We start from the raw sequence: 21,803 nt of genomic DNA on the forward strand, positions 1-21,803 counted from the left end.
GGCTTTATCGGAGTGGGACATCGATACGGACCCCCACCTGTTTTGGACCGGCGGTCAGGCCGCCGCGGTAGCGGCTATCGTCGCGCTGGGCCTGCCATAGCCAGTTGCCTGTCAAATAGCCGAGCAGGCCGCCGACGACGACGTCGGACAGCCAGTGATCGCGGCTGGCCAGCCGCCCGCCGGCGCCCAGCGCCGCCGCGCCGTACAACCAGGGCTGGTCGTATTCCTTGGCGAACGGCGTGACGGCGGCGAACAGCATGGCCGAGTGGTTGGAGGTGAAGCTGCTTTGCAGCCGGGACTGACCGGACGGCTGGCCGCGCCACGGACTGTCGCTGTCGCCGGGACGTTGGCGGTTGACGGCGAATTTCAGCGCCGCGCTGCCGGCCAGCGCGGCGGCGCTCGATTCCAGCGCGATCAGGCCGGTGTTGCTGAGCCTGTCGTCCCCGAGCGCGAAGGCGGCGCCGGACAGCGCGGCGGCGGCGTAGGGCAAGCCCTTGCCGACGCGGCCCCAGTCCTTCATCAGTCGATTGTCCTGATGGTTCTGGAATGCGCGGTTGATCGGGCGGTCGAGTCCGGCGGCGGCCAGCGACAGTACTGCGGCGGTGCCCAGCGCGGTGGCCTTGTCGTCGAACTGCAGCCATTGCCGGCCGCTGTCCTCCAGCCGCAGCCTGACCATCGGCCACGGGTGGTAGCTTGGTTGCGGCGGCGTCACCTGCGGCAGGCTCTGCTCGTCGGGGCGCTCGGCGAAATTGCCCAGGCCGTCGTAGGCGTCGACGTCGCGCCTGGGGTCGCTGACGATGTCGTACAGGTCGCCCGGCGTCATCACCATCTGGCCGACGTCGCGCGTCCATGGCGACAGCGAGAAATCGCCGACGGTGCGCGCGTCGAAGGTCAGCAGGCTGTTCAGCGGGATCGAGAAGAACAGGCCCTTGTCGTAGTAAGGCTTGGACGGCGTGCCCGGGCTGGTGATGTCGTGGCCGTTGGTCTTGGTGTACCAGAAACCGGCCTCGACGCCGGAACGGAAGCGTCGCTTGAATTCCACGCGCGCGCCGTCGTCCTTGGCCAGGAAGCGGCCGGCGCGCACGGTGGCGGTGACGCCCAGCGGCAGCCGGTAGTGCATCGAGGCGATGGCGGTGACGGTCCGGTAGTCCCGCGTGCCGAACCAGCCCTGATAATCGCGCTGCTGCAGCGCATCCACCGCCAGATCGACTGCCCAGTTCCTGTCCGCGCCGGGGTAGTACAGCACCTGGCCGCCGGCGCCGCGGAACATTTCCTCGTAGATGCCGGCCGAGGCGCGGGCATAGACCTCGGGGCCGAAATTCATGTATTGGTTGATCAGGAAGCGGTTGAGCTTGGGCGTCTTGACGCGCTTGTAGTCGGCGATGTCGGAGCGCACGTGCGGCAGCAGGCTGTTGGACGGTTGCGTCACCGCGGTGATGGTGTTGTAGAGGTCGGCGCTGAGCCCGCTGTCCAGATACAGTCCCCGGCCCAGCCTGCGCTTGTAGTTGGCCTCGGCCATGATGTCGTAGTGGAAGGCGCCGCTGGGGTCGTTGAAATACACGCCCATCTTCGGCGCCAGATGGAAGCGGTTGTCTTCCGGATCGTTGCTGGTCACCTGGACCAGATCGCCTTCCTGGTTGGTCAGCGCATTCACCGCGATATCCTCGCGCAGCGCCGTGGCCAGGTTCCTAGCCTCCAGCGGCTGCAGCTCCTCGTCGCGGCCGGGCTTGATGCTGACGGTCTCCAGGAAGCGCGCCCGCGGCGTCTTGCCCAGCAGGTAGTCGTTGAGCACGGCCATGTCGTAGAAGCTGTAGGTGGCGATCGGCTGTTCCAGCTCGGTGTAGACGACGCGGATCTCGCGGGTTTCCAGCGGCGCGAAGTACCGGGCGGTGCGCACCGCGCGGCCGACCGCGCGGCCGACATTGGAGATGCGGCTGTTGCTAAGCTCCAGCACCAGCGTGTCGCGCTGCATCGCGATGCGGATGTTCTTGTAGTCCTGCCTGGCCAGCGATTCGGCCAGCAGCCGGGCGCGGTCCGGCTCCTCGCGCCATTGCGCCAGCGTCGGCCGCGACGGCAGATCCGGTCCGCCGCCGAAATAGGCCGGTTCCTGGATCTTGGGCACGAACTCCTTGACGTTCAGCGGGATGTCGATTCGGGCGTTGATGCTGGCGTGGCTGCGCTGATGCGCCAGTTGCAGCCCCAGCCAGCCCCATTGGTATTCGATACCGACGGCGGGACCTTTCTTGCGCTGGGCGGCGAAGGTGCTGACTTCGTACGGGTCCTTGCGGTAGTCGTTGGCGTCGTATTCGGCCACCAGCGACCAGTTGGGCAGGAAGCCGGGCGTGTAGCGCACGCCGCCGAACACGCCCTGTATGCGGCCGCTGCCGTAGCCTATCGAAGTTTCCAGGCCGGGCATCCAGTTCTTGCTGGCGACCAGGTACTTCCCTTTCCACAAGCGGTTGCCGACGATGTCGGCGGCGCCGACGGCGATCTCCGGCATCAGGGCCGACTCGTCCCACAGCTTGAATTTGAGATCGATCGCCTTGTCCTTGTAACGGCCGTAGCCGCCGCCGTAGGCGGGATCGTCGAAGCCGGGAATGCCGGAGATGGAGGTATAGCGGCCGGAGACCTCCAGCCACGGCAGCACGGTGGTGGATGTCCATAGGATGCCGTACGGCTTGTCGTAGCCGTAACCGAGGCTGAAGGTGCCGTCGTCGCCGACCCGGGCCGACGGCATGTTGATATAGCCTATCTGCCCGGTCAGCGACGGCTGCGCCAAAGCGCCGCAGGCGAACAGCAGCGGCAAGCCCCCTTGCAACATTCCTGCGGACAGATAGCGTCTGGATCTGTTGTGCATTACAGCAGTCCGGGTTTATTGGATGCAGCTGTCGCTGCTTATTGCAAGCCTGCCGGAATAGGCGGCCCCCCTGGTCGGTGCGCGGCGCCGGGATCGCAAGAGGGCGGGAGGAGAGTATCGGACGATCAGGCGCGGCGTACGCGTTGGCGATGCCGGGTGGCCTGGCTTCCTGTGCAGCCCCTTGGATACGTCGGCGAGCCGGCAGCCTGCGCTGCCTGACGCACGTCGATTCAGCCTTATTGAAAATCGTTTGCCGAGAAAGCCGGCTTATTTGTAATTGTCGCCAGGCGCCGACGGAACATCCGCCGGACCGCCTGGCGCGTACAACGATGCTGCTGTCGTCGCCCGCACCTAGTGGTGGGTGGCGGCGGAGTGGCTGGACGAGGAGTTGCTGTTGCTGGAGACGGCCACGGCGGCGGCCACGGCGGCGCCGATGGCGGCGATGGTGCCCACGCTGAGGCCGGCGATGCCGGCGGTGGTGCCGGCGACGCCTGCGGTGCCGGCGGTGGCCGTGCCTGCGGTACCGGCGCTGCCGGCGCTGCCGGCCGTTCCGCTGGTGCCGGCTGCGCCGGTTTCTTCAGCGGCGAAGGCCGGGGCGGCCAGCGCGGCGGACAGGGCGATGACGATGAGGGGTTTTAGCAGCATGACGAATCCTTTGCTCGAAATGGAACGACGGAAACCATGAAACTTTCACTACTCACCACTGATGGTATGTGAAAAATCACATTTTTCAAGCCCAATCCTATGACAGATGTGTGAATGGCGTCGGCCGGCCGTGCTCAGTCCAGCCAGAAGTCGGCACGTCGGCGATGCGCCAGCAGCAGCCGCTGAAACACCGCCGGATCCTTGGTATACGTCAATTCCCCGCTGGTCGGTTGGTACAGGTCCTGCAAGCGGGAAACCCAGAAGCGCAGCGCGGCGGCGCGCAGCATCACCGGCCAGGCGTCGCGCTCCTCCTGGCCTAATGGCCGTTCGGATTGGTAGCCGGCGAGCAGGGCGCGCGCCAGTTCGTCGTCCAGCTCGCCGTCGTCGCGGCGGGCCCAGTCGTTGACGGCGATGGCCACGTCGTACAGCAGGATGTCGTTGCAGGCGTAGTAGAAGTCGATGAAGCCGGCGATCGCGTCGCCGTTCATCAGCACATTGTCGCGGAACAGGTCGGCGTGGATCACGCCGGCCGGCAGGTGGTCGAAGCGGTGGCCGTCCTGGAACTGGATTTCCTCGCGCAGCGCGTCGGCCAGTTCGGCCGGCAGCTGCGGATACAGCTGCTGGGCCGTGCGGCACCACCAGCGCGGTCCGCGCGGATTCTCCATCCTCAGCGGAAAGGTGGCGCCGGCCTTGTGCATCTGCGCCAGCATTTCGCCGACCGCGCGGCACTGGACGGCGCTGGGGCGCTCGACGTCGGCGCCGTCCAGGCAGCTGACCAGGCAGGCCGGCTTGCCGGCCAGCGGCGAGGCGAAGCTGTCGGTGTGGTCGGCGATGGGCGCCGGGCAGCCGACGCCGTGCTTCGCCAGATGGCTCATCAGCGACAGGTAGTACGGCAGTTCGTCCAGCCGCAGCGTTTCGAACAGCGTCAGCACATAGCGGCCGTGGGTGGTGGTGACGAAGTAGTTGGTGTTGGTGATGCCCGCCGCAATGCCCTGCAGGTCCAGCAATTGGCCGAGCGCGTAGCCTTGCAGCCATTGCTGAAGGCTGTCGCGGCCGACCGTGGTGTAAACCGACATGCCGCCTCCGTCAGAAACGCACCAGGACCCAGCGCGGGATCACGATGCGAGTGGCCGGATCGATCTGTTTCATCACGCCGGAGCCGTTGTCGTCTATCAGGTAGTAGGGCACGCCGTGCGACGGCGTCACTTTGACCATGTACAGCTGGCCGTTCAGGCGATACTCCTCGATCTTCTCGTCGCCTTTCTGGATCAGGCGGACCTCCGGTTCCGGTTCGGCGGCCGCGGCCGGGCTGATCGCCGGCGGCGGGGGCACGACCGCCTTGGCCGGCGCGGAGGCGTCGGCGGCGAAGGCGGGGGCCAGAGGCAGCAGAAGAAGCAGGGCGGTGAGACGGCGCATGGTTTGTCCTTTTTGTATATTTGGTCTTGGCGTCCGTCCACGGTCGGGGAACGACCGTGGACGGACGATTACAGATTGAGCAGCTGCTCGCGCTCTTCGGGCAGCGCGTCGAAGCCGCGGGTTTCGTAGTGCTTGAAAATGGTGTCGACGATCTGCTGCGGATCGTCTATCAACTGGATCAGGTTCAAGTCGTCGGGATTGATCATGCCCTCGCTGACCAGGCGCTCCTTGACCCAGTCGAGCAGGCCGGCCCAGAACTCGCTGCAGCACAGGATGATCGGGATCTTGCGGCTCTTGCCGGTCTGGATCAGCGTCAGCGCCTCGAACATCTCGTCCAGCGTGCCGAAGCCGCCGGGCATCACCACATAGGCGATCGCATGCTTGACGAACATCACCTTGCGGCTGAAGAAGTGGTTGAACTTGACCGCCAGGTCCTGGTAATCGTTGGGCTTCTGTTCATGCGGCAGCACGATGTTCAGCGCAACGGACGGACTTCTGCCGTAGAATGCCCCCTTGTTGGCGGCCTCCATGATGCCGGGACCGCCGCCGGATATCACCGAGAAGCCGGAGTCGGACAGGCGCCGCGCCACATCCTCGGTCAGTTTGTAGTATTTGTGATCGCGCGGCGTGCGTGCGCTGCCGAATATGCTGACGGCCGGCGTGATGCCTTGCAGCTCCTCCGCCGACTCGACAAACTCCGACAGGATCTTCATCACGTGCCAGGCTTCGCGCGAGCGGAAGCGCTGCATCATGGCGTGACGGTCGCTGGTCTGCGGTAATTTATCGGACAAGCTCATACTCTGCCTCTTATGAAAACATTGTTATTGATCGACGGCTCTTCTTATTTGTACCGCGCCTTTCACGCGATGCCCGATTTGCGATCCCCGGATGGCCGCCCGGTGGGAGCTGTCTATGGCATGGTCAACATGCTCAGGCGGCTGGAGAAGGAGGTTGAGTTCGATTATAGCGCCTGCGTCTTTGACGCGAAGGGCAAGACCTTCCGCGACGACCTGTACCCCGAATACAAGGCCAATCGCCCGTCCATGCCCGAGGAGCTTGCTTCCCAGATTACGGCGGTCCACGACGTGGTGCAAGCGTCCGGCTGGCCGATGCTGGTGGTGCCGGGCGTGGAGGCCGACGACGTGATCGGCACGCTGGCGCGCACCGCCGCCGCCGCCGGCATGAAGGTGATCGTCTCCACCGGCGACAAGGACATGGCGCAGCTGGTGACGCCGGCGGTGACGCTGGTCAACACCATGACCAACGAACTGCTGGACGAGGCCGGCGTCAAGGAGAAGTTCGGCGTGCCGCCCAGCCTGATCATCGACTATCTGACGCTGATAGGCGACAAGGTGGACAATGTGCCCGGCGTCGACAAGTGCGGGCCGAAGACCGCGGTCAAGTGGCTGGAGGAATACGGCAGCCTGGACGCCATCGTCGCCCAGGCCGCCAGTGTAGGCGGCAAGGTCGGCGAGAATCTGCGCGCGGCGCTGGACTGGCTGCCGATGGGCAGGCGGCTGATCACCATCGATTGCGAGGTCGATCTGGCGGCGGACCTGCCGCAAGGCCTGCCGGGCCTGCAGCACGGGCAGAAAGACAAGCCGAGGCTGGCCGAGCTGTTCAAGGACCTGGGCTTTCGCACCTTCTACCGCGAAGTGACCGAAGGCGAGGAAATGCCGGCGGTCGCCCAGCGAAGCGAGGATGCGCCCGCCGCGGCTCGGGGCGGCGAGGCCCAGGGCGACATGTTCGCCGAACCGGCCGCGCCCGCGGTATCGGTCGCCCAGCCCGAAGGCGCCTTGGCGCGCCATTACGAAACCATCCTGACCGAAGCCCAGCTGGACGCCTGGCTGGCCAAGCTGATGTCGGCCGAGGTGGTGTCGTTCGACACCGAAACCACCAGCCTCGATCCGATGCAGGCGCGCATCGTCGGCGTCAGCTTCTCGGTGGAGGCCGGCCATGCCGCCTACCTGCCGCTGGAGCACCATTACGCCGGCGCGCCGGAGCAACTGCCGCTGGATGCCGCTCTGGCCAAGCTGAAGCCGTGGCTGGAGGACGCAAGCAGGAAGAAGTGCGGCCAGAACCTGAAGTACGACTGCCATGTGCTGGCCAACCACGGCATCGCCCTCGCCGGCATCGTCGACGACTCTATGTTGGCCTCCTACGTGCTGGAAAGCCACCAGCGCCACAATATGGACGACCTGGCGCGCCGCCATCTGGGCGAGAACACCGTCAGCTACGAGGACATCTGCGGCAAGGGCGCCAAGCAGATCGGCTTCGGCGAGGTCGACGTCGACATCGCCGGCAACTACTCGGCCGAGGACGCCGACATCACGCTCAGGCTCAACCAGTACTTCGCAGGCGAGCTTTCCGGCGATCTGGAAAAGGTCTACCGTGACATCGAGCTGCCGGTGGCCGAGGTGCTGTTCAAGATGGAACGGCACGGCGTGCTGATAGACCGCGACAAGCTGGCCGCGCAGAGCCACCAGCTGGGCAGCCAGATGCTGGAGCTGGAGCAGCGGGCCTACGAGCTGGCCGGCCAGCCGTTCAATCTGAACTCGCCTAAGCAGCTGCAGGAAATCCTGTTCGGCAAGCTGGCCATCCCGACCAAGGGCGTCAAGAAGACGCCCAGCGGCGGCTATTCCACCGACGAGTCGGTGTTGGAGCAACTGGCGCTGGACCATCCGCTGCCGAAGTGCATCCTGGAATACCGCGGCCTGGCCAAGCTGAAGTCCACCTATACCGACAAGCTGCCGACGCTGATTTATCCACAGACCGGCCGCGTGCACACGACTTATGCACAGGCGGTGGCGATCACCGGCCGGCTGGCCAGCAACGACCCGAACCTGCAGAACATCCCGGTGCGCACCGCCGAGGGCCGGCGCGTCCGCGAAGCCTTCATCGCGCCGGCCGGCTGGCAGATCGTCTCGGCCGACTATTCGCAGATCGAGTTGCGCATCATGGCCCACCTGTCCGACGACGAGGGCATGCTGAAGGCCTTCGCCAGCGGCGAGGACATCCACCGCGCCACCGCCGCCGAGGTGTTCGGCGTCGAGCTCGCCGCGGTCACGTCCGACCAGCGGCGCGCCGCCAAGGCGATCAACTTCGGCCTGATCTACGGCATGAGCGCGTTTGGACTCGCCGCCCAGCTCGACATCGAGCGCAGCGCCGCCCAGCAGTACATCGACCGCTACTTCATGCGCTACCCGGGCGTGGCCGAATACATGCAGACCACGCGCGAGAAGGCGCGGGAACAGGGCTATGTCGAAACGGTGTTCGGCCGCCGCCTGTACCTGCCGGACATCAAGCTGAGCAACCCGGGCCGCCGAGCCGGCGCCGAGCGCGCGGCGATCAACGCGCCGATGCAGGGCACCGCCGCCGACCTGATCAAGCTGGCGATGATCGCGGTGCAGGCCTGGCTGGAGCGCGACGGCTTGCAGAGCAAGCTGATCATGCAGGTGCACGACGAACTGGTGCTGGAAGTGCCGGACGCCGAACTGGAACTGGTCAAGCGCCGTCTGCCGGAAATCATGGCCGGCGCCGCCGAGCTGAAGGTGCCGCTGCTGGCCGAAGTCGGCGCCGGCGGCAGCTGGGAGGCCGCGCACTGAGCCGGCATCGATGTTGCTGAAATGAGAACGGCGCCGTCAGGCGCCGTTTTCGCGTCCATCCCGGCCTGCGCTTTGGGCTGGATTTCCGTGTCGACAGCAGGGCTTTGGTACAGGTATCGATGGTGAAGCGCGGGCCCGGCTTCCATAATCATTCCCTCCTGCATGGACGTTGGAGTGTTGCGATGGGCCGGATGCAGCAGGCCGGACTGAACTGGCTGGAGTTGACGGCTGCGCTGGCGATCGCCGCCATCGTCGCCTGCCTGGCCTGGCCCGAAATGGCCGCGGCGCGGGAGCGGCAGTCGCTGCGAGGCCATGCGCTGGCGCTGCTGGGCGGCCTGGACCATGCCCGCGGCGCGGCCTTGCAGCGCAAGCGGCCGGTCCACCTGTGCGCGGCCAATCTGAAAGTGAACCGGGAGTTGCAGGGCTGTTTGCCGCCGGACCGGGGCGACAGCCAGTCGTGGCCCGAGGGCGCGCTGGTGTTCGTCGACAAGGGGGTCGGCAACGGCCGCTACGATCGCGGCGAGCGGCTGCGGCTGGCGATGTTCGACGGCGGCAGGATACGCGTCAGCGGACCGACGCGCGTGCTGACGCTGAGCGCGGAGGGGCGCCTGCAGGGCGCCCGCCCTCTGGTTTTCCTGCTGCGGGGGCCGAGCCAATGCCTGCGGCTGACCGTGGGCGCCGATGGCCGGGGGCGGTTGGGCGAGATCGGCGATGGCTGCGTCTGAGCGCGGCTTCGGCATGGTGGAGGCCTTGCTGGCGCTGACCATCTGGGCGGTGGCGATGCTGGCTTTGGCCGGCGTCCAGGGGCGCATGCTGCTGGAAGCGCGCGACGCGGAGGCGCAGGATCGGATCGAAGAGGCGGTGTCCAATCTGGCCCAGGCGATGCATTCCGGTCCGGAGGCCTGGCTGCCGCATTATCTGGAAGGCGCCTACGACGACGATGGTCGCCCGGCGGCGGACTGCGTGGCCGATTGTTCCGCCGAGCAGTTCGCCGCCGCCGGCCTGGCCCGCTTCCGGCGGGAGTTGCGCGAGATCGGCCGTGGCGTCAGGGCCAGCGGCGTCGTCTGCCGCGCGGACCGCCGTACGCGTCCCCGGCAGGGCGCGCCCGCGTGCGACGGTCGCGGGCCGCTGGCGATAAGGGTGGCGTGGCGCAGCCGCCGCGGCGGCGCCTGGCGGGAACATGCCGGTGTCTGGCCCTTGCAACCGTAGCCGGCTGCGCGGTTCGCTGCTGCTGGGCATCTTGCTGGCGGCGGCGTTGACTTCGCTGGTACTGGCCCTGTCGCTGGCGGCCCTGGCGGCGATACAGCGCGAGGCGCGCGACGCCGAGCACCGGCTGAGCCGGCGGCAGGACGCGCGCTGGGCCGCGCGGGAGCTGGCGCGGGACCTGCTGCGGCATGGCCGCTTCGGATGCGGCGTCAGGCCATGGCAGGCCGGCGATTTCGCCGCCGGCGCATGGCATTTGCGGCTGCCGGGGCGGGAACTGGAAATCGGGCGTGTCCGGCACGACGCGGCGGGACGGCTGGAGGCGGTGGAACTGGCCGGGCCGGCGCCAGGCATCTGGCGGTCCTGGCCGCGCTTATGGCTGGGCGATTGCGGCAGCGCCCGCGAGCTGGGCGGCAAGGACGCCTACTGGCGGGGCGAGGCCGCGGCGCCGACGCTGCGGTTGACGCCGGCGCTGCCGGTGTCGCCGGCGGACGATGGCGTGCATCTGCCGTCGCTGCAACTGTGGCTGCCGCGGGAGAGGCGCTACCGGCTGGCGGCCGGCGGGCGCGCCTATCAATTGTTGGTGCGGGAGCGGGACGGCGGGCCGGCCGACGGCGAAGAGCGGCTGTTGCTGGACGGCGTGCACAGCCTGAGCCTGCAACTGCTGGTGGCCGATGGCTGCGGGGAGACGGCGCGCTGGAGCTGGCGCGCGCCGTCCGATTTGCGTTCCGGACGGCCGCCGCAGGCGGCGAGGCTTGGACTGGCATGGTATGCCGGCCGCGGGGAGGATGAGGTGGATCGCTTGAGCCATGATCTGGCGCTGGAACCGGCTTACGCTTGCCGGGAGGCGTCGTGAGCCCGGCGCGCCATGGCGGCGGCGCGCTGCCGCTGGTCCTGTCGCTGCTGGCGGTGCTGGGGCTGCTGGTGCTGTCGTCGTCTCAGCAGCTGGTCAGCGTCCAGCGGCAGGCGGACAACGCGCAGGACAGGCAGCGGGCCCAGTTGCTGGCCCGACGGGCGCTGAGGGGCGCCGAGCAATGGGTGTGGCGAATGGATCGCCGGCTGGCGCTGGCCGCGGCCGATCCCGGCGAGCTGTACGGCGAGGGGCGGCTGTTCTCCCCCGGCTGCAGCGGGCCCGAGGGCCGCGGCTTGTGCGAGCCGCAGCAACCGCCGCAGCGACGCCGCCTCGACGGCCATCCATTGCTGCACCCGTGCGGCCGCAGCAGGGAATACGCGCTGGAGGACATGGCGCCGCAGACCGGTTGCCCGCATCGGGTGCGCAGCGGCGCGCTCAGCTGGGCGAATCCGCGCTATGTGGTGGAACTGGTCGACCCGCGTTTCGGCGCCGCCGGGGACAGGGGCCGGCTGTACCGGATCACCGTGCGGGCCTGGGGGCATCATCCGTTCAGCGTGGCCACGCTGCAAAGCTGGTACCGCGTCGGCGGGGAGGCCGAGCCGGGCAGGCGATTGTCGTGGATGGAGGTGGCGGAATGAGGCGCGGCGGCGGCTTCAGCCTGACGGAACTGCTCAGCTGCCTCGCGATCGCGGCGGTGCTGGTCGCGCTGGCGGTGCCCGGCTACCGGCAGTATCTGCAGCGGGCGCGGCTGGAGGAGGCCAGGGCGGCCTTGATGGAGAACGGCCATTTCATGCAGCGCTGGTACCGCTTGCGCGGCGCCTATCATCAGGACGGGCCGCCGGCCTGGCCCCTGTTGCCGGTGCTGGATACCGCGGCCTTCGTCATCGGTTTCAGCAGCGTGGCGCCGTCGTCGGACAATATCGATCAGGCCAGCTTCATCATCGAGGCCAGGCCGAAGACCGGTTCCGGCCTCGAGGAATGGCTGCTGAAGCTGGACCAGGACGGCAATATCCGCCAGTGCCGGCAGCAGGACGGCGTCGAGAACTGCCGGCTGTAGCGGCTCAGGCTTTCTCCGACGCCGGATCGTCGCCCCAGGGGGCTACCCGGACCAGCAGCATCATGCCCGGTATCGCCAGCGCGGTGCACAGGAAGAAGAAGGAAGTCCAGCCGACCGAGTCGACGATGTAGCCGGTGGCGGCGTTGGCAAGCGTCCGCGGCACCGCGGCCAGGCTGGTGAACAGCGCGAACTGGGTGGCGGTGTAGGCCGGGTGCGTGCTGCGGGCGATGAAAGCGACGAAGGCCGCGGTGCCGAGGCCGACGCCCAGCGCCTCGAAGCCGATGACCACCGCCAGCATCGCCAGCTGTTCGGCGCCGACGCTGTCGAAGCGGCCGTAGCTGGCCAGCCAGGCGAAGCCGAGTATCGACACCACCTGAACGGCGCCGAAGGCCCACAGCGCGCGGTTGATGCCGAGCTTGATCATCCACAGCCCGCCGAGCAGGCCGCCGATCACCGCCGGCCACAGCCCGGCGTGCTTGGCCACCAGGCCGATCTGCGATTTGGCGTAGCCCATGTCCAGATAGAACGGCGTCGCCAGCGAGGTGGCCATGCTGTCGCCCAGCTTGTACAGAAAGATGAAGCCGAGTATCCACAAGGCGTCTCGCCAGCCCCGGCGGGCGAGGAACTCGTGGAACGGCTCCACCACCGCTTCGCGCAGCGTCTTGGGACTGCCGGAGGTCTGAGCCGGCTCCTTCACCATCAGCGTCATCGCCGCGCCGGGCAGCATGAACAGCGCGGTGACGACGAAGACGCTGCCCCAGTCCAGATGGTCGGCCAGGATCAGCGACAGCGAGCCCGGCACCAGGCCGGCCAGCCGGTAGGCGTTGATGTGCACGGTATTGCCGAGGCCGAGCTGGGTGTCGTTGAGGATCTCGCGGCGGAAGGCGTCCAGCACGATGTCCTGGCTGGCGGAGAAGAAGGCCACCGCCAGCGCCAGGCCGGCGATGCTCCAGATGTCCTGGCGCGGATCGAACAGGCCGAACAGCGCCAGCGCGGCCAGCAGCGCCAGCTGGCTGGCCAGCATCCAGCCGCGGCGGCGGCCCAGCAGCGGCAGCGCATAGCGGTCCAGCAGCGGCGACCACAGGAATTTCCACGTGTAGGGCAGGCCGATCAGCGCGAACAGGCCGATGGACTTCAGGTCGACGCCCTCGCTGCGCAGCCAGGCCGGCAGCAGGTTGAGCAGGGTGTACAGCGGCAGGCCGGAGGCGAAGCCGGTGAACACGCAGACGAGCATGGTGCGCGAGAACACGTCGCGCCGCCAGTTGATGGTGGCCAGGGTCATGTGCTTGTTGTCGTGGTGGTGGACGGGCCGTCCGCGCCGGTGCGCGGACGGATGTCGGCGGAGGCGGGCGAGGGCCCGCCGGGGACGGTCTCAGCGCCGCAGCGCCTGGGCTATCTTCTGGTCGGTCTTGTACTGGCTGAGCGAGTATACCGACCACAGCGCGGCCGGCAGCCAGCCTATCAGCGTCAGCTGCAGGATCAGGCAGAACAGGCCGGCGAACGGCCGGCCTATGGTGAAGAACTGCAGCCAGGGCAGGAAAATGGCCAACAACAGGCGCATGCGTCTCTCCTATCGCGATCCGGAATCAGTCGCGCGCCACCCGGTAGAATGCCAGGCTGCCGCGCAGGTTCGGCAACAAGGATACCCGCTTGCCCTTGTCCATGACCACCCTTTCCCTCACCCGGACGCGGTTCTTGGCGCACAAGGCCTCGAAGTCGCCCAGCATGCACCAGTGTATATTGGGGGTGTCGTACCACTGGTACGGTATGGTGTCCGACACCGGCATCCGGCCCTGCAGTATCTGCCGGCGGTTCTGCCAGTAGCCGAAATTGGGGAAGGTGACGATGGCCTCGCGGCCGACGCGCAGCATCTCGTTCAGTATCGCCTCGGTATGGCGCATCGCCTGTATCGTCTGCGACAGCACCACGTGGTCGAAGCGGTGGTCCTCGAAGTCGGCGAGGCCGGTTTCCAGGTCGCCCTGGATTGCGTTGACGCCGGCGGCGACGCAGCGCACCACATTGGCGACGTCCAGGTCGACGCCGTAGCCCAGCACCCGTTTGTCGCGCTGCAGCGCCGCCAGCAGCTGGCCGTCGCCGCAGCCGAGGTCCAGGACCCGGCTTTCGGGGGCGATCCAGTCGGCGATCAGCCTGAGGTCGGGGCGGAGAGTCTCGATGGCGCTCATGCGTTCACCTCCTCGGCGACGCGGTCCAGGTAGGCGCGCATCAGGTCGACATACGGTTGGTCGGTCATCAGGAAGGCGTCGTGGCCGTGCGTCGATTCGATCTCGGCGTAGCTGACGCGCTTGCCGGCGGCGATCAAGGCCTTCACCGTCTCGCGCGATCGTTCCGGCGAGAAGCGCCAGTCGCTGGTGAAGCTGGCCACCAGGAACTGCGCCTGGGCCGGCTTCAGCGCCGCCGCCAGATCGCCGCCGCAATCCTTGGCCGGATCGAAGTAGTCGAGCGCCTTGGTCATCAACAGATAGGTGTTGGCGTCGAAATAGTCGGAGAACTTGTCTCCCTGGTAGCGCAGATAGCTCTCGATCTCGAATTCGACGTCGTAGCCGAAGCGGTATTCGCCGGAGCGCAGCATGCGGCCGAATTTCTCGCCCATGCCGTCGTCCGACAGATAGGTGATGTGGCCCAGCATCCGCGCCAGCCTGAGGCCGCGGCGGGGGACGGCGCTTTGCTGGTAGAAGTCGCCGCCGTGGAATTCCGGATCGGTCAGTATCGCCTGGCGCGCGACGTCGTTGAAGGCGATGTTCTGCGCCGACAGTTTCGGCGCCGACGCGATCACCAGCGCGTGGGCGACGCGTTCCGGGTAGGCGATGCTCCAGTGCAAAGCCTGCATGCCGCCGAGCGAGCCGCCGATGACCGCCGCCCAGCGCGCGATGCCGAGACGGTCGGCCAGCCGCGCCTGCGAGGCCACCCAGTCCGGCACCGTCACGACCGGGAAGGCCGATCCCCATGGCCGGCCGGTGGCCGGATCGACGCTGGACGGGCCGGTGCTGCCGTGGCAGCCGCCCAGATTGTTGACGCCGACGACGAAGAAGCGGCGGGTGTCTATCGGCTTGCCGGGGCCTATCATATTGTCCCACCAGCCGACGGACTTGTCGTCGTCGTGGTAGCGGCCGGCGACGTGGTGGTGGCCGGACAGCGCGTGGCAGATCAGGACGGCGTTGCTCTTGTCGGCGTTCAGTTCGCCATAGGTTTCGAAGCGCAGCTGATAGCCGGGCAGCGCGGCGCCGCTGGCGAGCGGCAGGGGGGCATCGAATACGGCATCCTGGGCCGCGACGATGCCTACCGAACAGTTGGTGTCGGTCATGAGGGCCTCTTCTATTTGTCCGCGTCCGCCGCCCTCTGCCGGGGCTGGTCTGGATACGGTCTCCTGCGGCTACCGGTCGATTATATCCATTTGGGGTCTTTTTGCGAGCCGAGCGGCCTTCCGGTGGCGTTTCCCGCGGGAGCCGGCGGCGATGGCCGGGCTGTCGACGCTTGCGCGGCAGCATGGCGCGCCGGGATAATCGGCCGGGTTTTCGTCACGGTCGCCATCATGTTCGGACGCCTGTTCAAATTCTTTGTGCTCTGCCTGCTGCTGTGGGCCGCGGCCCGCTGGCTGTTCGGCCCGGGACAGCGTCGCGCATTGCGCGAGCTGGTATCCACGCTGGCGATCGCGCTGCTGCTCAGCGCCGGCGTGTTCTGCATCTTGTACTGGCTGGGATGGCATCAGCTGTAGGGCGGTTTCCGCCTCGGCGCCGGCGATCGGGAAGCGAGCCGCTGCGCCTGCCGGACGCCCTGCCGTGTCTGCGCGCGGGCCGCGGATGGCGGGCATGGGCATGAAAAACCGCCCGGGAGGGCGGTTGAAGAGGCTTATTTGGCTTCGCTGGCGGCGGGCTTGTCCGCCGCGGTGTCGAGATCGGTGCGCTTGCCGCCGATGAATTTGACCAGGTTGGCCGCCCAGTGGTTGACGATGGGGTGGATTTCGGCGCCGAACTGAGTCTGTTTGTAGTTCAGATCCACGCTGGAACCGTAGCGCAGTTGGTAGCCGGTCGCATCGTAGACGACGTCGAGCACCAACTCATGGTTGCCTTTGACGTGCTTGAGCGACAGTTTGCCGGGCTGGTCGGCTACGACGGTCCAGTCCAGCATCGCGCCGGCCTTGAGGATGGCGTTCTTGTTCTGGTTGATGTCGCCGTTTTCTGCGGCCAGCGCGATGCGGCCCGGCAGCGCCAGCGGTTCATGGCGGGCGAAGGCGGGTTGGCAAAGCAGGAAGCCGAACAGGGTCAGGGCGAGTGCGATGAGCTTTTTCATGAGACGGATTCTAAATCAAGGGAAAGAAAACCCCGTGATGCGGGGGCTGGCGCGGCAGGTCTGGGCATGTCCGCAGCATCTGGCGATTTTATCAGAACCACGGGCTCGGTCATTGCATGCATTATTGTCAATATTGAGATTGTCGTGAGATCGTCGGCTTGCTTGAACGGATGTCGGCATCGACTGTCAGAATCGGCATCTTGATCCGACCAAGTGGAAACGACAGGAGCACCGCCATGCTGATCAGGAAACCCGCCGACTGCTTGCCGTCGGAAATCACGCCGGAAACCGTTTATTTCAATCGCCGCGCCTTCATGCTCGGCGCCGCCGGGCTGTTGCTGTCGGCCGAGGGGGGCGCCGCCCTCAATGCGAAAAAGAGCCCGCTGTCGCAGCTGGCCGCCAACGACAAGCCCAATTCGCTGCGCGACATCAGCAGCTACAACAACTTCTACGAGTTCGGCACCGACAAATCCGACCCGGCCGCCAACGCGCATACCTTGCATACCCGGCCGTGGAGCGTGCTGGTCGACGGCGAGGTGGCCAGGCCGCGGCGCTTCACCATCGAGGAGCTGCTGAAATTCCCGCTGGAGGAGCGCGTCTACCGGCTGCGCTGCGTCGAAGGCTGGAGCATGGTGATTCCCTGGGTGGGCTTCCCGCTGGCCAGCCTGATCAAGCAGATGAAGCCCACCTCGCGCGCCAAGTACGTGGCGTTCGAGACGCTGCAGCGGCCCAGCGAAATGCCGGGCCAGCGCCAGGCGGTGCTGGACTGGCCGTACCGCGAAGGCCTGCGCATCGACGAGGCCATGCATCCGCTGGCCATCCTCGCCGTCGGCCTCTACGGCAATACGCTGCCCAATCAGAACGGCGCGCCGATCCGGCTGGTGGTGCCGTGGAAATACGGTTTCAAGAGCATCAAGTCCATCGTCCGCATCCGGCTACAGGAAGCGATGCCGGCCACCAGCTGGAACCTGGCCAACGCCCATGAGTACGGCTTCTATTCCAATGTGAATCCGGATGTCGACCATCCGCGCTGGAGCCAGGCTTCCGAGCGCCGCATCGGCGAATTCTTCAAGCGCAAAACATTGCCTTTCAACGGCTACGCCGAGCAGGTGGCCGGCCTGTACCGCGGCATGGACCTGAGGAAGAACTTTTGATGACGATGCTGCGCATGAAACTGCCCGCCTCTTTGGCCGACCGCCGCCTCGCCGTCGGCAAGGTTTTGTTGTTCATCGTCTGTCTGCTGCCGCTCGCGCGCGCGGCGTGGATCGTGATCATGGGCGAAGCGGTGAACCCGGTGGAGTTCATCACCCGCTCCACCGGCACCTGGACGCTGGTGTGGCTGCTGGCCACGCTGTCCATGACGCCGCTGCGTCGTCTCAGCGGCCAGGCCTGGCCGCTGCGGTGCCGACGGATGCTGGGCCTGTTCGCCTTCTTCTACGCCAGCCTGCACTTCACCACCTATGTCTGGCTGGACCAGTTCTTCGACTGGCCGCACATCCTGAGGGACATCGCCAAGCGGCCGTTCATCACCGTCGGCTTCGCCGCCATCGTCTTGATGTCGCCGCTGGCGCTGACCTCCACCCAGGGCTGGATGCGGCGTCTGAAGCGCAACTGGGGCAAGCTGCACCGGCTGGTGTACCCGGTGGCGGTGCTGGCGGTGGTCCATTACTGGTGGCTGGTGAAGAAGGACATCACCCTGCCGCTGATCTACGCCGCCGTGCTGGCGGCGCTGCTGGGCCTGCGCGTCTGGTGGCGCGCGCGCAAGGCTTGATCCCGCCGCTTGGCAAGGGGGCGGGCGGGTTTTAAAGTGTGGCGTTTTGTATCGGAAAGAACGTCATGTCCAGCAAGGCTCCCGTCACCCAGGCCATCCGCGTGCTGCGCGAGCACAAGGTCGATTACACCGAACACCTGTACAAGTACGAGGAAAAGGGCGGCACCACGGTGTCGGCGCGCGAGCTGGGCGTCGACGAGCACGCGGTGGTGAAGACGCTGATCATGGAGGACGAGAACCGGCGGCCGCTGATCGTGCTGATGCACGGCGACCGCGAGGTCGGCACCGGCATGCTGGCCAAGCAGGCCGGCGTCAAGAAGATCCAGCCCTGCGATCCGAAAACCGCCGACAAGCACAGCGGCTACCAGGTCGGCGGCACCAGCCCCTTCGGCACCCGCCACGAGATGCCGGTGTATATGGAGGCCAGCATCGCCGAGCTCGACATCATCTATATCAACGGTGGCAGGCGCGGTTTCCTGATCGGCCTCAGTCCGCGGGAGGTGATCCGCGTGTTACAGCCGACGCTGGTCCACGCGGCAGCGTAGATTCGACGAGGCGCTGGTAGATCGTCTTCAGGCTGCCGTCCTTGTCCATCTGCGCCAGCTCCCTGTCGAAGTCCTCGCGTATCCGCGTCGCCTGCGGATAGCTGCGCGAGAACATCAAGCCCAGCGGCGTGTCCTTTTCCGCCGGTATCGGGATGTAGCCGAACTCCTGCTCATGCCCCGGCATCACGCGGCGTATCAGGAACAGCCCGCGTTCCCGCACCATCGGCACCAGGTCCAGATGCCCAAGCTGCAGCAGCCGCAGTGCGTTGACTTCGTCGCTGGTCAGCAATGTGTTCAGCTTGTGTTGCTGAAACAGCGGGATATACCAGTAACCGAGCTGGATGGCGATACGGTAGCCGCGCAGCTCGTCCAAAGACTTGAACTGTTGCGGCGGATGCGGCATCCGGGGCTTGTAATAGAACAGATAGGTGCTGGGCGACATCAGCGGGGCGGAAAAGTCGAAATCCTTTTCCCGCTCCGGCGTCGGCCGGTAGGGGAAGGCTGCGGCGACCTTGCCGGTCTTGGTCTGCCATTCGGTCTGCGGCCAGCTCTGGAAGGTCAGCTGCACCCGGTAGCCGGCGCGGCGGAACACTTCGCGGACGATTTCGGTGAATACGCCCTGGGCCGGCAATTGCTGGGAGACATAGGGCGGGTATTCTCCGGTGGCCAGTTCCACCGTCGGTTCGGCCGCCGGCGCGCGCGGCGCCAACGTCAGAGCGAAGGCGGATAGCAGCAGACGCCACATGGCCATTCCTTGGAAGGCGGAAATACTGTGTTATCGCACAGCCTTCCGCCTTAACCAAGGCCTGGGGGCCGTTCATAGCCTTTATTGCCAGCGGGGGAAGCGGTCGCCGCCGGAAAAGATCGTGAACCGGTCCTTACCACCACCAGAACATGAAGCCCCAGGCGCAGTCGACCAGCGCCAGTGCGCCGCAGAACGGCAGCAGCGCGATCCAGCGGTGCAGGCCGTCGTTCCAGCGCGCCAGGATGGCGCGCGCCAGGTACAGCGCCCACAGATTGGCGCCGGCGAGCAGCGCGAGGCGCGCGTCGTTGACCCAGTGCATGCCGAAGCCCTCGGCCTTCAGCAGCGTCACCGTCAGCGCCGACAGGCCGAGGAAGACGCCGCAGCCGGCCAGCGGGATCAAGGCCTGCGCCAGATGATGCAGACGCTGCGTCCGCCAGCGGCCGGACGCGAGCACCGCCAGCGCCAGGGCGACGAGGATGCCGCTGCCGAGAACCAGCGCGGTGGCGGCGACGTAGGCGATCAGCGCCATGCCGTCCAGCCAGGAGAATACATCGTTGTGCTGAGGATAATGGGTCAGCAGCCACCACGGGGCGCCGGTGTCCAGCGGCCACATGATGTCGCGGTCCACCAGCCATTCGGCGGCGGCCTGTTTCAGCGCGACGAACCACGGGCTGACGGTCCAGTGGAAGGCGCCCATCGCCACGCCCAAGAGACCGTAGGCGATCAGCGCGGTCTGCCAGCCGTCGGCCTCCTTCTCCGCGACGCGGACCACCTCGTCGCTGGACGGGCGCAGGCTCAGGTCTATCGCGCCGCGGTGATCGCTGCAGCGGCCGCACATATGGCAGCCGCTGCCGCCCTGCATATGCCTGAGCGGTTGCAGCGGCGCGCAATCGACGGCCGGCGTCCGCTGATGGGAGGCCTTCCAGGCGGCCTCGTCGACGCGGTAGTACAGCGGCGCCAGCTTGGACAGCAGGCCGAACACGCCGTTGACGGGGCACAGGTGGCGGCACCAGGCCCGCTTGCCGCGGGTATAGACGAAGCCGACGGCGACGGCGGCGACGGTGGAGCCGCCCAGCACCAGGAGGGCGGCTTTCGGATACTGGTAGACGCTGACCAGCTGGCCGTAGACCGTGGTCAGCACGAAGGCGACGAAGGGCCAGCCGCCCCAGCGCATCCAGCGCGGAATCGGTTTGCCCATGCCCTTGCGTGCCGCCCATTCCGACAAGGCGCCCTCGGGGCACAGCACGCCGCACCACAGCCGGCCGAACAGCACCATGGACAGCAGCACGAACGGCCACCAGATGCCCCAGAACACGAACTGGGCGAAGATGGTCAAATTGTCCCACATCCGCGCGGTGTCTTCGGGAAGCGCCAGGCAGGCCGGCACGATCAGCAGGAAGGCGTAGACCAGCACCACCGCCCATTGCAAGCGGCGCAGCAGGGTCGCGTGATCGCGCAGCCAGTCGCCCGCGAGCGCCAGCAGGCCGCGCGGCCGGCGCTCCGGGCTACAGGAGCCGGCGCCCGACGGGGCGGCGACGATGGGGATCACCCGCTGCGGCGGGCGGGCGGGACGGCCGGCTTTCATGCCGAGGCCGCCTGGCGGCGGTTGCGCCATTGGAACAGCGCCCAGATCGCCGCCCAGAACAGCGCGTAGGCGATCAGGCTCATCAGCGCCGGATGCGAGCGGTAGCCGGTCAGCGCGGCCACCAGGCCGCCGACCGGGCTCATGTCGTCAAGCAAGGCCGAGCTGTCCCACAGCGGGTCGATCAGCGGCGGCAGCAGGTCCATAGACATCAGCCGCTCGACGCCGTTGAGGAACAGCGAGGCGCCGAGCAGCAGCAGCATCACCTCGGTGACGCGGAAGAACAGCCGCCACGACAGCACCTTGCCGCCCAGTTGCAGCAGATAGAAAGTCAGGAAGGCCAACGCCAGGCCGGCGAGGCCGGCCACGCCCATCTTGGCCAGCTCCATGCCGTGGGCCTCGGCCAGCATGCCGTACAGGAAGACCACGCACTCGCTGCCCTCGCGGGCGATGGCCAGCGCGGCCAGCACCGTCACGCCCCACCAGTTGTTGCCGGCGGCGCGTTCAGACAGGCCGCTCTCCAGTTCCTTCTTCAGCGTGCGGCCGTGCTCGCGCATCCACAGCACCATCTGCACGATCAGCGCCGCGGCGATGAAGACCATGCCGGTCTGGAAGTAGTCCTGCGCGCCGGCCATCAGCGTGCCGGCGGCGAACAGCGCGACGGCCAGCGCCACCGCCATCGCCAGGCCCAGCGCGACGCCGCCCCACAGATAGGGCTTGCCGGCGCGGCCGGCCGGGTTGTGGTTCATCCAGGCGTTGAGGATGCCGACCACCAGCAGCGCTTCCACGCTCTCGCGCCAGACGATGAAGAGAACCTGTCCCATTGCTTGTTCCTTGTCAGTATTACTTGGCGACGATCACGCCCTGGCCGGTCTTCGGATGGAAGTCGTCGAAGAATTTGTACTCGCCGGGGGAGAGCGGCTGGAACACCAGGAACGATTCCGCGCCGGGACCGAGCACCTTTTCCTTGCGCAGCGGGATGCTTTCGAATTCGGCCGGCGTCTTGCCGACGTTCATCACTTCGATCTTGAATTTCTTGCCGGCCGGCACCATCAGCCGGGCGGGGTTCAGCTGGCCGTCCTTCATTTGCAGCTTGAACACGGGCATGTCGTCGGCGAGGGCCGAGGCGGAAAGCAGGCCGGCCAGCAGGGCGGCGGCCGTCAGGCGCAGAGAGGTCATCGAAGTCGTCGTTCCGGAATGAGAAACAGCGCGGGTC

24 protein-coding genes are annotated in these 21,803 nt (G+C 67.0%); 10 read left to right on the forward strand and 14 right to left on the reverse strand.

Annotated features, from left to right (window positions below):
• Positions 1 to 4 precede the first annotated feature (4 nt).
• The 5 genes from WNM05_RS03675 to WNM05_RS03695 all read right to left on the reverse strand — a co-directional run bounded on the left by WNM05_RS03675 (position 5) and on the right by WNM05_RS03695 (position 5,715).
• A complete protein-coding gene (locus WNM05_RS03675; protein WP_434632616.1) occupies positions 5 to 2,857 on the reverse strand; it encodes a YjbH domain-containing protein in 2,853 nt (950 codons plus the stop codon).
• Positions 2,858 to 3,208: 351 nt separating this feature from the next.
• Positions 3,209 to 3,502, reverse strand: a complete 294-nt coding sequence (locus tag WNM05_RS03680; protein WP_434632618.1) for a hypothetical protein — start codon at positions 3,500 to 3,502, stop codon at positions 3,209 to 3,211.
• 134 nt (positions 3,503 to 3,636) lie between these two features.
• Positions 3,637 to 4,578 carry a homoserine kinase gene (gene thrB, locus WNM05_RS03685; protein ID WP_434632619.1) on the reverse strand — a complete coding sequence of 314 codons (942 nt, stop codon included), beginning with the start codon at positions 4,576 to 4,578 and terminating at the stop codon, positions 3,637 to 3,639.
• A 10-nt stretch (positions 4,579 to 4,588) separates the two neighbouring features.
• Complete coding sequence (locus WNM05_RS03690) at positions 4,589 to 4,918, reverse strand: DUF2782 domain-containing protein (protein ID WP_434632621.1); 330 nt, start codon at positions 4,916 to 4,918, stop codon at positions 4,589 to 4,591.
• Between the two features lie 68 nt (positions 4,919 to 4,986).
• Positions 4,987 to 5,715, reverse strand: coding sequence for a TIGR00730 family Rossman fold protein (locus WNM05_RS03695; protein WP_434632623.1), 729 nt, complete (start codon positions 5,713 to 5,715; stop codon positions 4,987 to 4,989).
• Positions 5,716 to 5,727: 12 nt separating this feature from the next.
• Here WNM05_RS03695 and polA point away from each other — a divergent pair, with 12 nt between their 5' ends.
• The 6 genes from polA (at position 5,728) to WNM05_RS03725 (ending at position 11,636) form a co-directional block, all read left to right on the forward strand.
• On the forward strand, positions 5,728 to 8,523 hold the full coding sequence (gene polA, locus WNM05_RS03700; RefSeq protein WP_434632625.1) for a DNA polymerase I: 2,796 nt from the start codon (positions 5,728 to 5,730) through the stop codon (positions 8,521 to 8,523).
• 182 nt (positions 8,524 to 8,705) lie between these two features.
• Positions 8,706 to 9,248: a GspH/FimT family pseudopilin gene (locus tag WNM05_RS03705; protein ID WP_434632626.1), complete on the forward strand. Its 543-nt coding sequence runs from the start codon at positions 8,706 to 8,708 to the stop codon at positions 9,246 to 9,248.
• Positions 9,235 to 9,732: a type IV pilus modification PilV family protein gene (locus WNM05_RS03710; RefSeq protein ID WP_434632628.1), complete on the forward strand. Its 498-nt coding sequence runs from the start codon at positions 9,235 to 9,237 to the stop codon at positions 9,730 to 9,732. Before WNM05_RS03705 ends, WNM05_RS03710 begins: the two co-directional genes overlap by 14 nt.
• Positions 9,710 to 10,582, forward strand: a complete 873-nt coding sequence (locus tag WNM05_RS03715; protein WP_434632630.1) for a hypothetical protein — start codon at positions 9,710 to 9,712, stop codon at positions 10,580 to 10,582. Before WNM05_RS03710 ends, WNM05_RS03715 begins: the two co-directional genes overlap by 23 nt.
• Positions 10,579 to 11,217, forward strand: a complete 639-nt coding sequence (locus WNM05_RS03720; RefSeq protein WP_434632631.1) for a pilus assembly PilX family protein — start codon at positions 10,579 to 10,581, stop codon at positions 11,215 to 11,217. Before WNM05_RS03715 ends, WNM05_RS03720 begins: the two co-directional genes overlap by 4 nt.
• Complete coding sequence (locus tag WNM05_RS03725; protein WP_434632632.1) at positions 11,214 to 11,636, forward strand: type IV pilin protein; 423 nt, start codon at positions 11,214 to 11,216, stop codon at positions 11,634 to 11,636. The genes WNM05_RS03720 and WNM05_RS03725 overlap by 4 nt, the downstream gene beginning before the upstream one ends.
• Before the next feature lie 4 nt (positions 11,637 to 11,640).
• On the opposite strand, the gene WNM05_RS03730 is transcribed toward WNM05_RS03725, so the two are convergent.
• The 4 genes from WNM05_RS03730 to metX all read right to left on the reverse strand — a co-directional run bounded on the left by WNM05_RS03730 (position 11,641) and on the right by metX (position 14,958).
• Complete coding sequence (locus WNM05_RS03730) at positions 11,641 to 12,918, reverse strand: AmpG family muropeptide MFS transporter (protein WP_434632633.1); 1,278 nt, start codon at positions 12,916 to 12,918, stop codon at positions 11,641 to 11,643.
• 90 nt (positions 12,919 to 13,008) lie between these two features.
• Entirely contained in the window at positions 13,009 to 13,197 is a 189-nt protein-coding gene (locus tag WNM05_RS03735) for a YqaE/Pmp3 family membrane protein (protein WP_434632634.1), read from the reverse strand.
• A 25-nt stretch (positions 13,198 to 13,222) separates the two neighbouring features.
• Positions 13,223 to 13,819 (reverse strand): methionine biosynthesis protein MetW, encoded by a 597-nt coding sequence (gene metW / locus WNM05_RS03740; protein WP_434632635.1) that lies wholly within the window; start codon positions 13,817 to 13,819, stop codon positions 13,223 to 13,225.
• A complete protein-coding gene (metX, locus tag WNM05_RS03745; protein ID WP_434632636.1) occupies positions 13,816 to 14,958 on the reverse strand; it encodes a homoserine O-succinyltransferase MetX in 1,143 nt (380 codons plus the stop codon). The genes metW and metX overlap by 4 nt, the downstream gene beginning before the upstream one ends.
• 228 nt (positions 14,959 to 15,186) lie before the next feature.
• On the opposite strand from metX, the gene WNM05_RS03750 reads away from it, so the two are divergent.
• The gene (locus WNM05_RS03750) at positions 15,187 to 15,369 is read left to right on the forward strand and encodes a protein MIGRI (protein WP_434632637.1); all 183 of its coding nucleotides are present in this window, start codon (positions 15,187 to 15,189) and stop codon (positions 15,367 to 15,369) included.
• Between the two features lie 134 nt (positions 15,370 to 15,503).
• On the opposite strand, the gene WNM05_RS03755 is transcribed toward WNM05_RS03750, so the two are convergent.
• Positions 15,504 to 15,944 carry a hypothetical protein gene (locus WNM05_RS03755; RefSeq protein WP_434632638.1) on the reverse strand — a complete coding sequence of 147 codons (441 nt, stop codon included), beginning with the start codon at positions 15,942 to 15,944 and terminating at the stop codon, positions 15,504 to 15,506.
• Positions 15,945 to 16,180: 236 nt separating this feature from the next.
• Here WNM05_RS03755 and msrP point away from each other — a divergent pair, with 236 nt between their 5' ends.
• From msrP to ybaK, 3 genes are all read left to right on the forward strand, one after another.
• Complete coding sequence (msrP, locus tag WNM05_RS03760; protein WP_434632639.1) at positions 16,181 to 17,098, forward strand: protein-methionine-sulfoxide reductase catalytic subunit MsrP; 918 nt, start codon at positions 16,181 to 16,183, stop codon at positions 17,096 to 17,098.
• Positions 17,098 to 17,715 (forward strand): sulfite oxidase heme-binding subunit YedZ, encoded by a 618-nt coding sequence (locus WNM05_RS03765; RefSeq protein WP_434632640.1) that lies wholly within the window; start codon positions 17,098 to 17,100, stop codon positions 17,713 to 17,715. Before msrP ends, WNM05_RS03765 begins: the two co-directional genes overlap by 1 nt.
• Before the next feature lie 65 nt (positions 17,716 to 17,780).
• Positions 17,781 to 18,260 carry a Cys-tRNA(Pro) deacylase gene (ybaK, locus tag WNM05_RS03770; protein WP_434632641.1) on the forward strand — a complete coding sequence of 160 codons (480 nt, stop codon included), beginning with the start codon at positions 17,781 to 17,783 and terminating at the stop codon, positions 18,258 to 18,260.
• On the opposite strand, the gene WNM05_RS03775 is transcribed toward ybaK, so the two are convergent.
• The 4 genes from WNM05_RS03775 to WNM05_RS03790 form a co-directional block, all read right to left on the reverse strand.
• The gene (locus WNM05_RS03775; protein ID WP_434632642.1) at positions 18,202 to 19,005 is read right to left on the reverse strand and encodes a substrate-binding periplasmic protein; all 804 of its coding nucleotides are present in this window, start codon (positions 19,003 to 19,005) and stop codon (positions 18,202 to 18,204) included. The genes ybaK and WNM05_RS03775 overlap by 59 nt on opposite strands.
• Positions 19,006 to 19,138: 133 nt before the next feature.
• Entirely contained in the window at positions 19,139 to 20,590 is a 1,452-nt protein-coding gene (locus WNM05_RS03780; RefSeq protein ID WP_434632643.1) for a 4Fe-4S binding protein, read from the reverse strand.
• Positions 20,587 to 21,411, reverse strand: a complete 825-nt coding sequence (locus WNM05_RS03785) for an FTR1 family iron permease (protein ID WP_434632644.1) — start codon at positions 21,409 to 21,411, stop codon at positions 20,587 to 20,589. Before WNM05_RS03785 ends, WNM05_RS03780 begins: the two co-directional genes overlap by 4 nt.
• Positions 21,412 to 21,430: 19 nt before the next feature.
• Positions 21,431 to 21,766, reverse strand: a complete 336-nt coding sequence (locus WNM05_RS03790; protein ID WP_434632645.1) for a cupredoxin domain-containing protein — start codon at positions 21,764 to 21,766, stop codon at positions 21,431 to 21,433.
• Positions 21,767 to 21,803 lie beyond the last annotated feature (37 nt).

The sequence above is a fragment of the Chromobacterium sp. CV08 genome, from assembly GCF_051129845.1.
GTDB lineage: Bacteria > Pseudomonadota > Gammaproteobacteria > Burkholderiales > Chromobacteriaceae > Chromobacterium.

What these genes read in the sequence shown, in the direction of transcription:
- WNM05_RS03675 (WP_434632616.1), bottom strand. Translation starts at nt 2,857, where the DNA reads ATGCACAACAGATCCAGACGCTATCTGTCCGCAGGAATGTTGCAAGGG.
- WNM05_RS03680 (WP_434632618.1), bottom strand. Translation starts at nt 3,502, where the DNA reads ATGCTGCTAAAACCCCTCATCGTCATCGCCCTGTCCGCCGCGCTGGCC.
- thrB (WP_434632619.1), bottom strand. Translation starts at nt 4,578, where the DNA reads ATGTCGGTTTACACCACGGTCGGCCGCGACAGCCTTCAGCAATGGCTG.
- WNM05_RS03690 (WP_434632621.1), bottom strand. Translation starts at nt 4,918, where the DNA reads ATGCGCCGTCTCACCGCCCTGCTTCTTCTGCTGCCTCTGGCCCCCGCC.
- WNM05_RS03695 (WP_434632623.1), bottom strand. Translation starts at nt 5,715, where the DNA reads ATGAGCTTGTCCGATAAATTACCGCAGACCAGCGACCGTCACGCCATG.
- polA (WP_434632625.1), top strand. Translation starts at nt 5,728, where the DNA reads ATGAAAACATTGTTATTGATCGACGGCTCTTCTTATTTGTACCGCGCC.
- WNM05_RS03705 (WP_434632626.1), top strand. Translation starts at nt 8,706, where the DNA reads ATGGGCCGGATGCAGCAGGCCGGACTGAACTGGCTGGAGTTGACGGCT.
- WNM05_RS03710 (WP_434632628.1), top strand. Translation starts at nt 9,235, where the DNA reads ATGGCTGCGTCTGAGCGCGGCTTCGGCATGGTGGAGGCCTTGCTGGCG.
- WNM05_RS03725 (WP_434632632.1), top strand. Translation starts at nt 11,214, where the DNA reads ATGAGGCGCGGCGGCGGCTTCAGCCTGACGGAACTGCTCAGCTGCCTC.
- WNM05_RS03730 (WP_434632633.1), bottom strand. Translation starts at nt 12,918, where the DNA reads ATGACCCTGGCCACCATCAACTGGCGGCGCGACGTGTTCTCGCGCACC.
- WNM05_RS03735 (WP_434632634.1), bottom strand. Translation starts at nt 13,197, where the DNA reads ATGCGCCTGTTGTTGGCCATTTTCCTGCCCTGGCTGCAGTTCTTCACC.
- metW (WP_434632635.1), bottom strand. Translation starts at nt 13,819, where the DNA reads ATGAGCGCCATCGAGACTCTCCGCCCCGACCTCAGGCTGATCGCCGAC.
- metX (WP_434632636.1), bottom strand. Translation starts at nt 14,958, where the DNA reads ATGACCGACACCAACTGTTCGGTAGGCATCGTCGCGGCCCAGGATGCC.
- WNM05_RS03750 (WP_434632637.1), top strand. Translation starts at nt 15,187, where the DNA reads ATGTTCGGACGCCTGTTCAAATTCTTTGTGCTCTGCCTGCTGCTGTGG.
- WNM05_RS03755 (WP_434632638.1), bottom strand. Translation starts at nt 15,944, where the DNA reads ATGAAAAAGCTCATCGCACTCGCCCTGACCCTGTTCGGCTTCCTGCTT.
- msrP (WP_434632639.1), top strand. Translation starts at nt 16,181, where the DNA reads ATGCTGATCAGGAAACCCGCCGACTGCTTGCCGTCGGAAATCACGCCG.
- WNM05_RS03765 (WP_434632640.1), top strand. Translation starts at nt 17,098, where the DNA reads ATGACGATGCTGCGCATGAAACTGCCCGCCTCTTTGGCCGACCGCCGC.
- ybaK (WP_434632641.1), top strand. Translation starts at nt 17,781, where the DNA reads ATGTCCAGCAAGGCTCCCGTCACCCAGGCCATCCGCGTGCTGCGCGAG.
- WNM05_RS03775 (WP_434632642.1), bottom strand. Translation starts at nt 19,005, where the DNA reads ATGTGGCGTCTGCTGCTATCCGCCTTCGCTCTGACGTTGGCGCCGCGC.
- WNM05_RS03780 (WP_434632643.1), bottom strand. Translation starts at nt 20,590, where the DNA reads ATGAAAGCCGGCCGTCCCGCCCGCCCGCCGCAGCGGGTGATCCCCATC.
- WNM05_RS03785 (WP_434632644.1), bottom strand. Translation starts at nt 21,411, where the DNA reads ATGGGACAGGTTCTCTTCATCGTCTGGCGCGAGAGCGTGGAAGCGCTG.
- WNM05_RS03790 (WP_434632645.1), bottom strand. Translation starts at nt 21,766, where the DNA reads ATGACCTCTCTGCGCCTGACGGCCGCCGCCCTGCTGGCCGGCCTGCTT.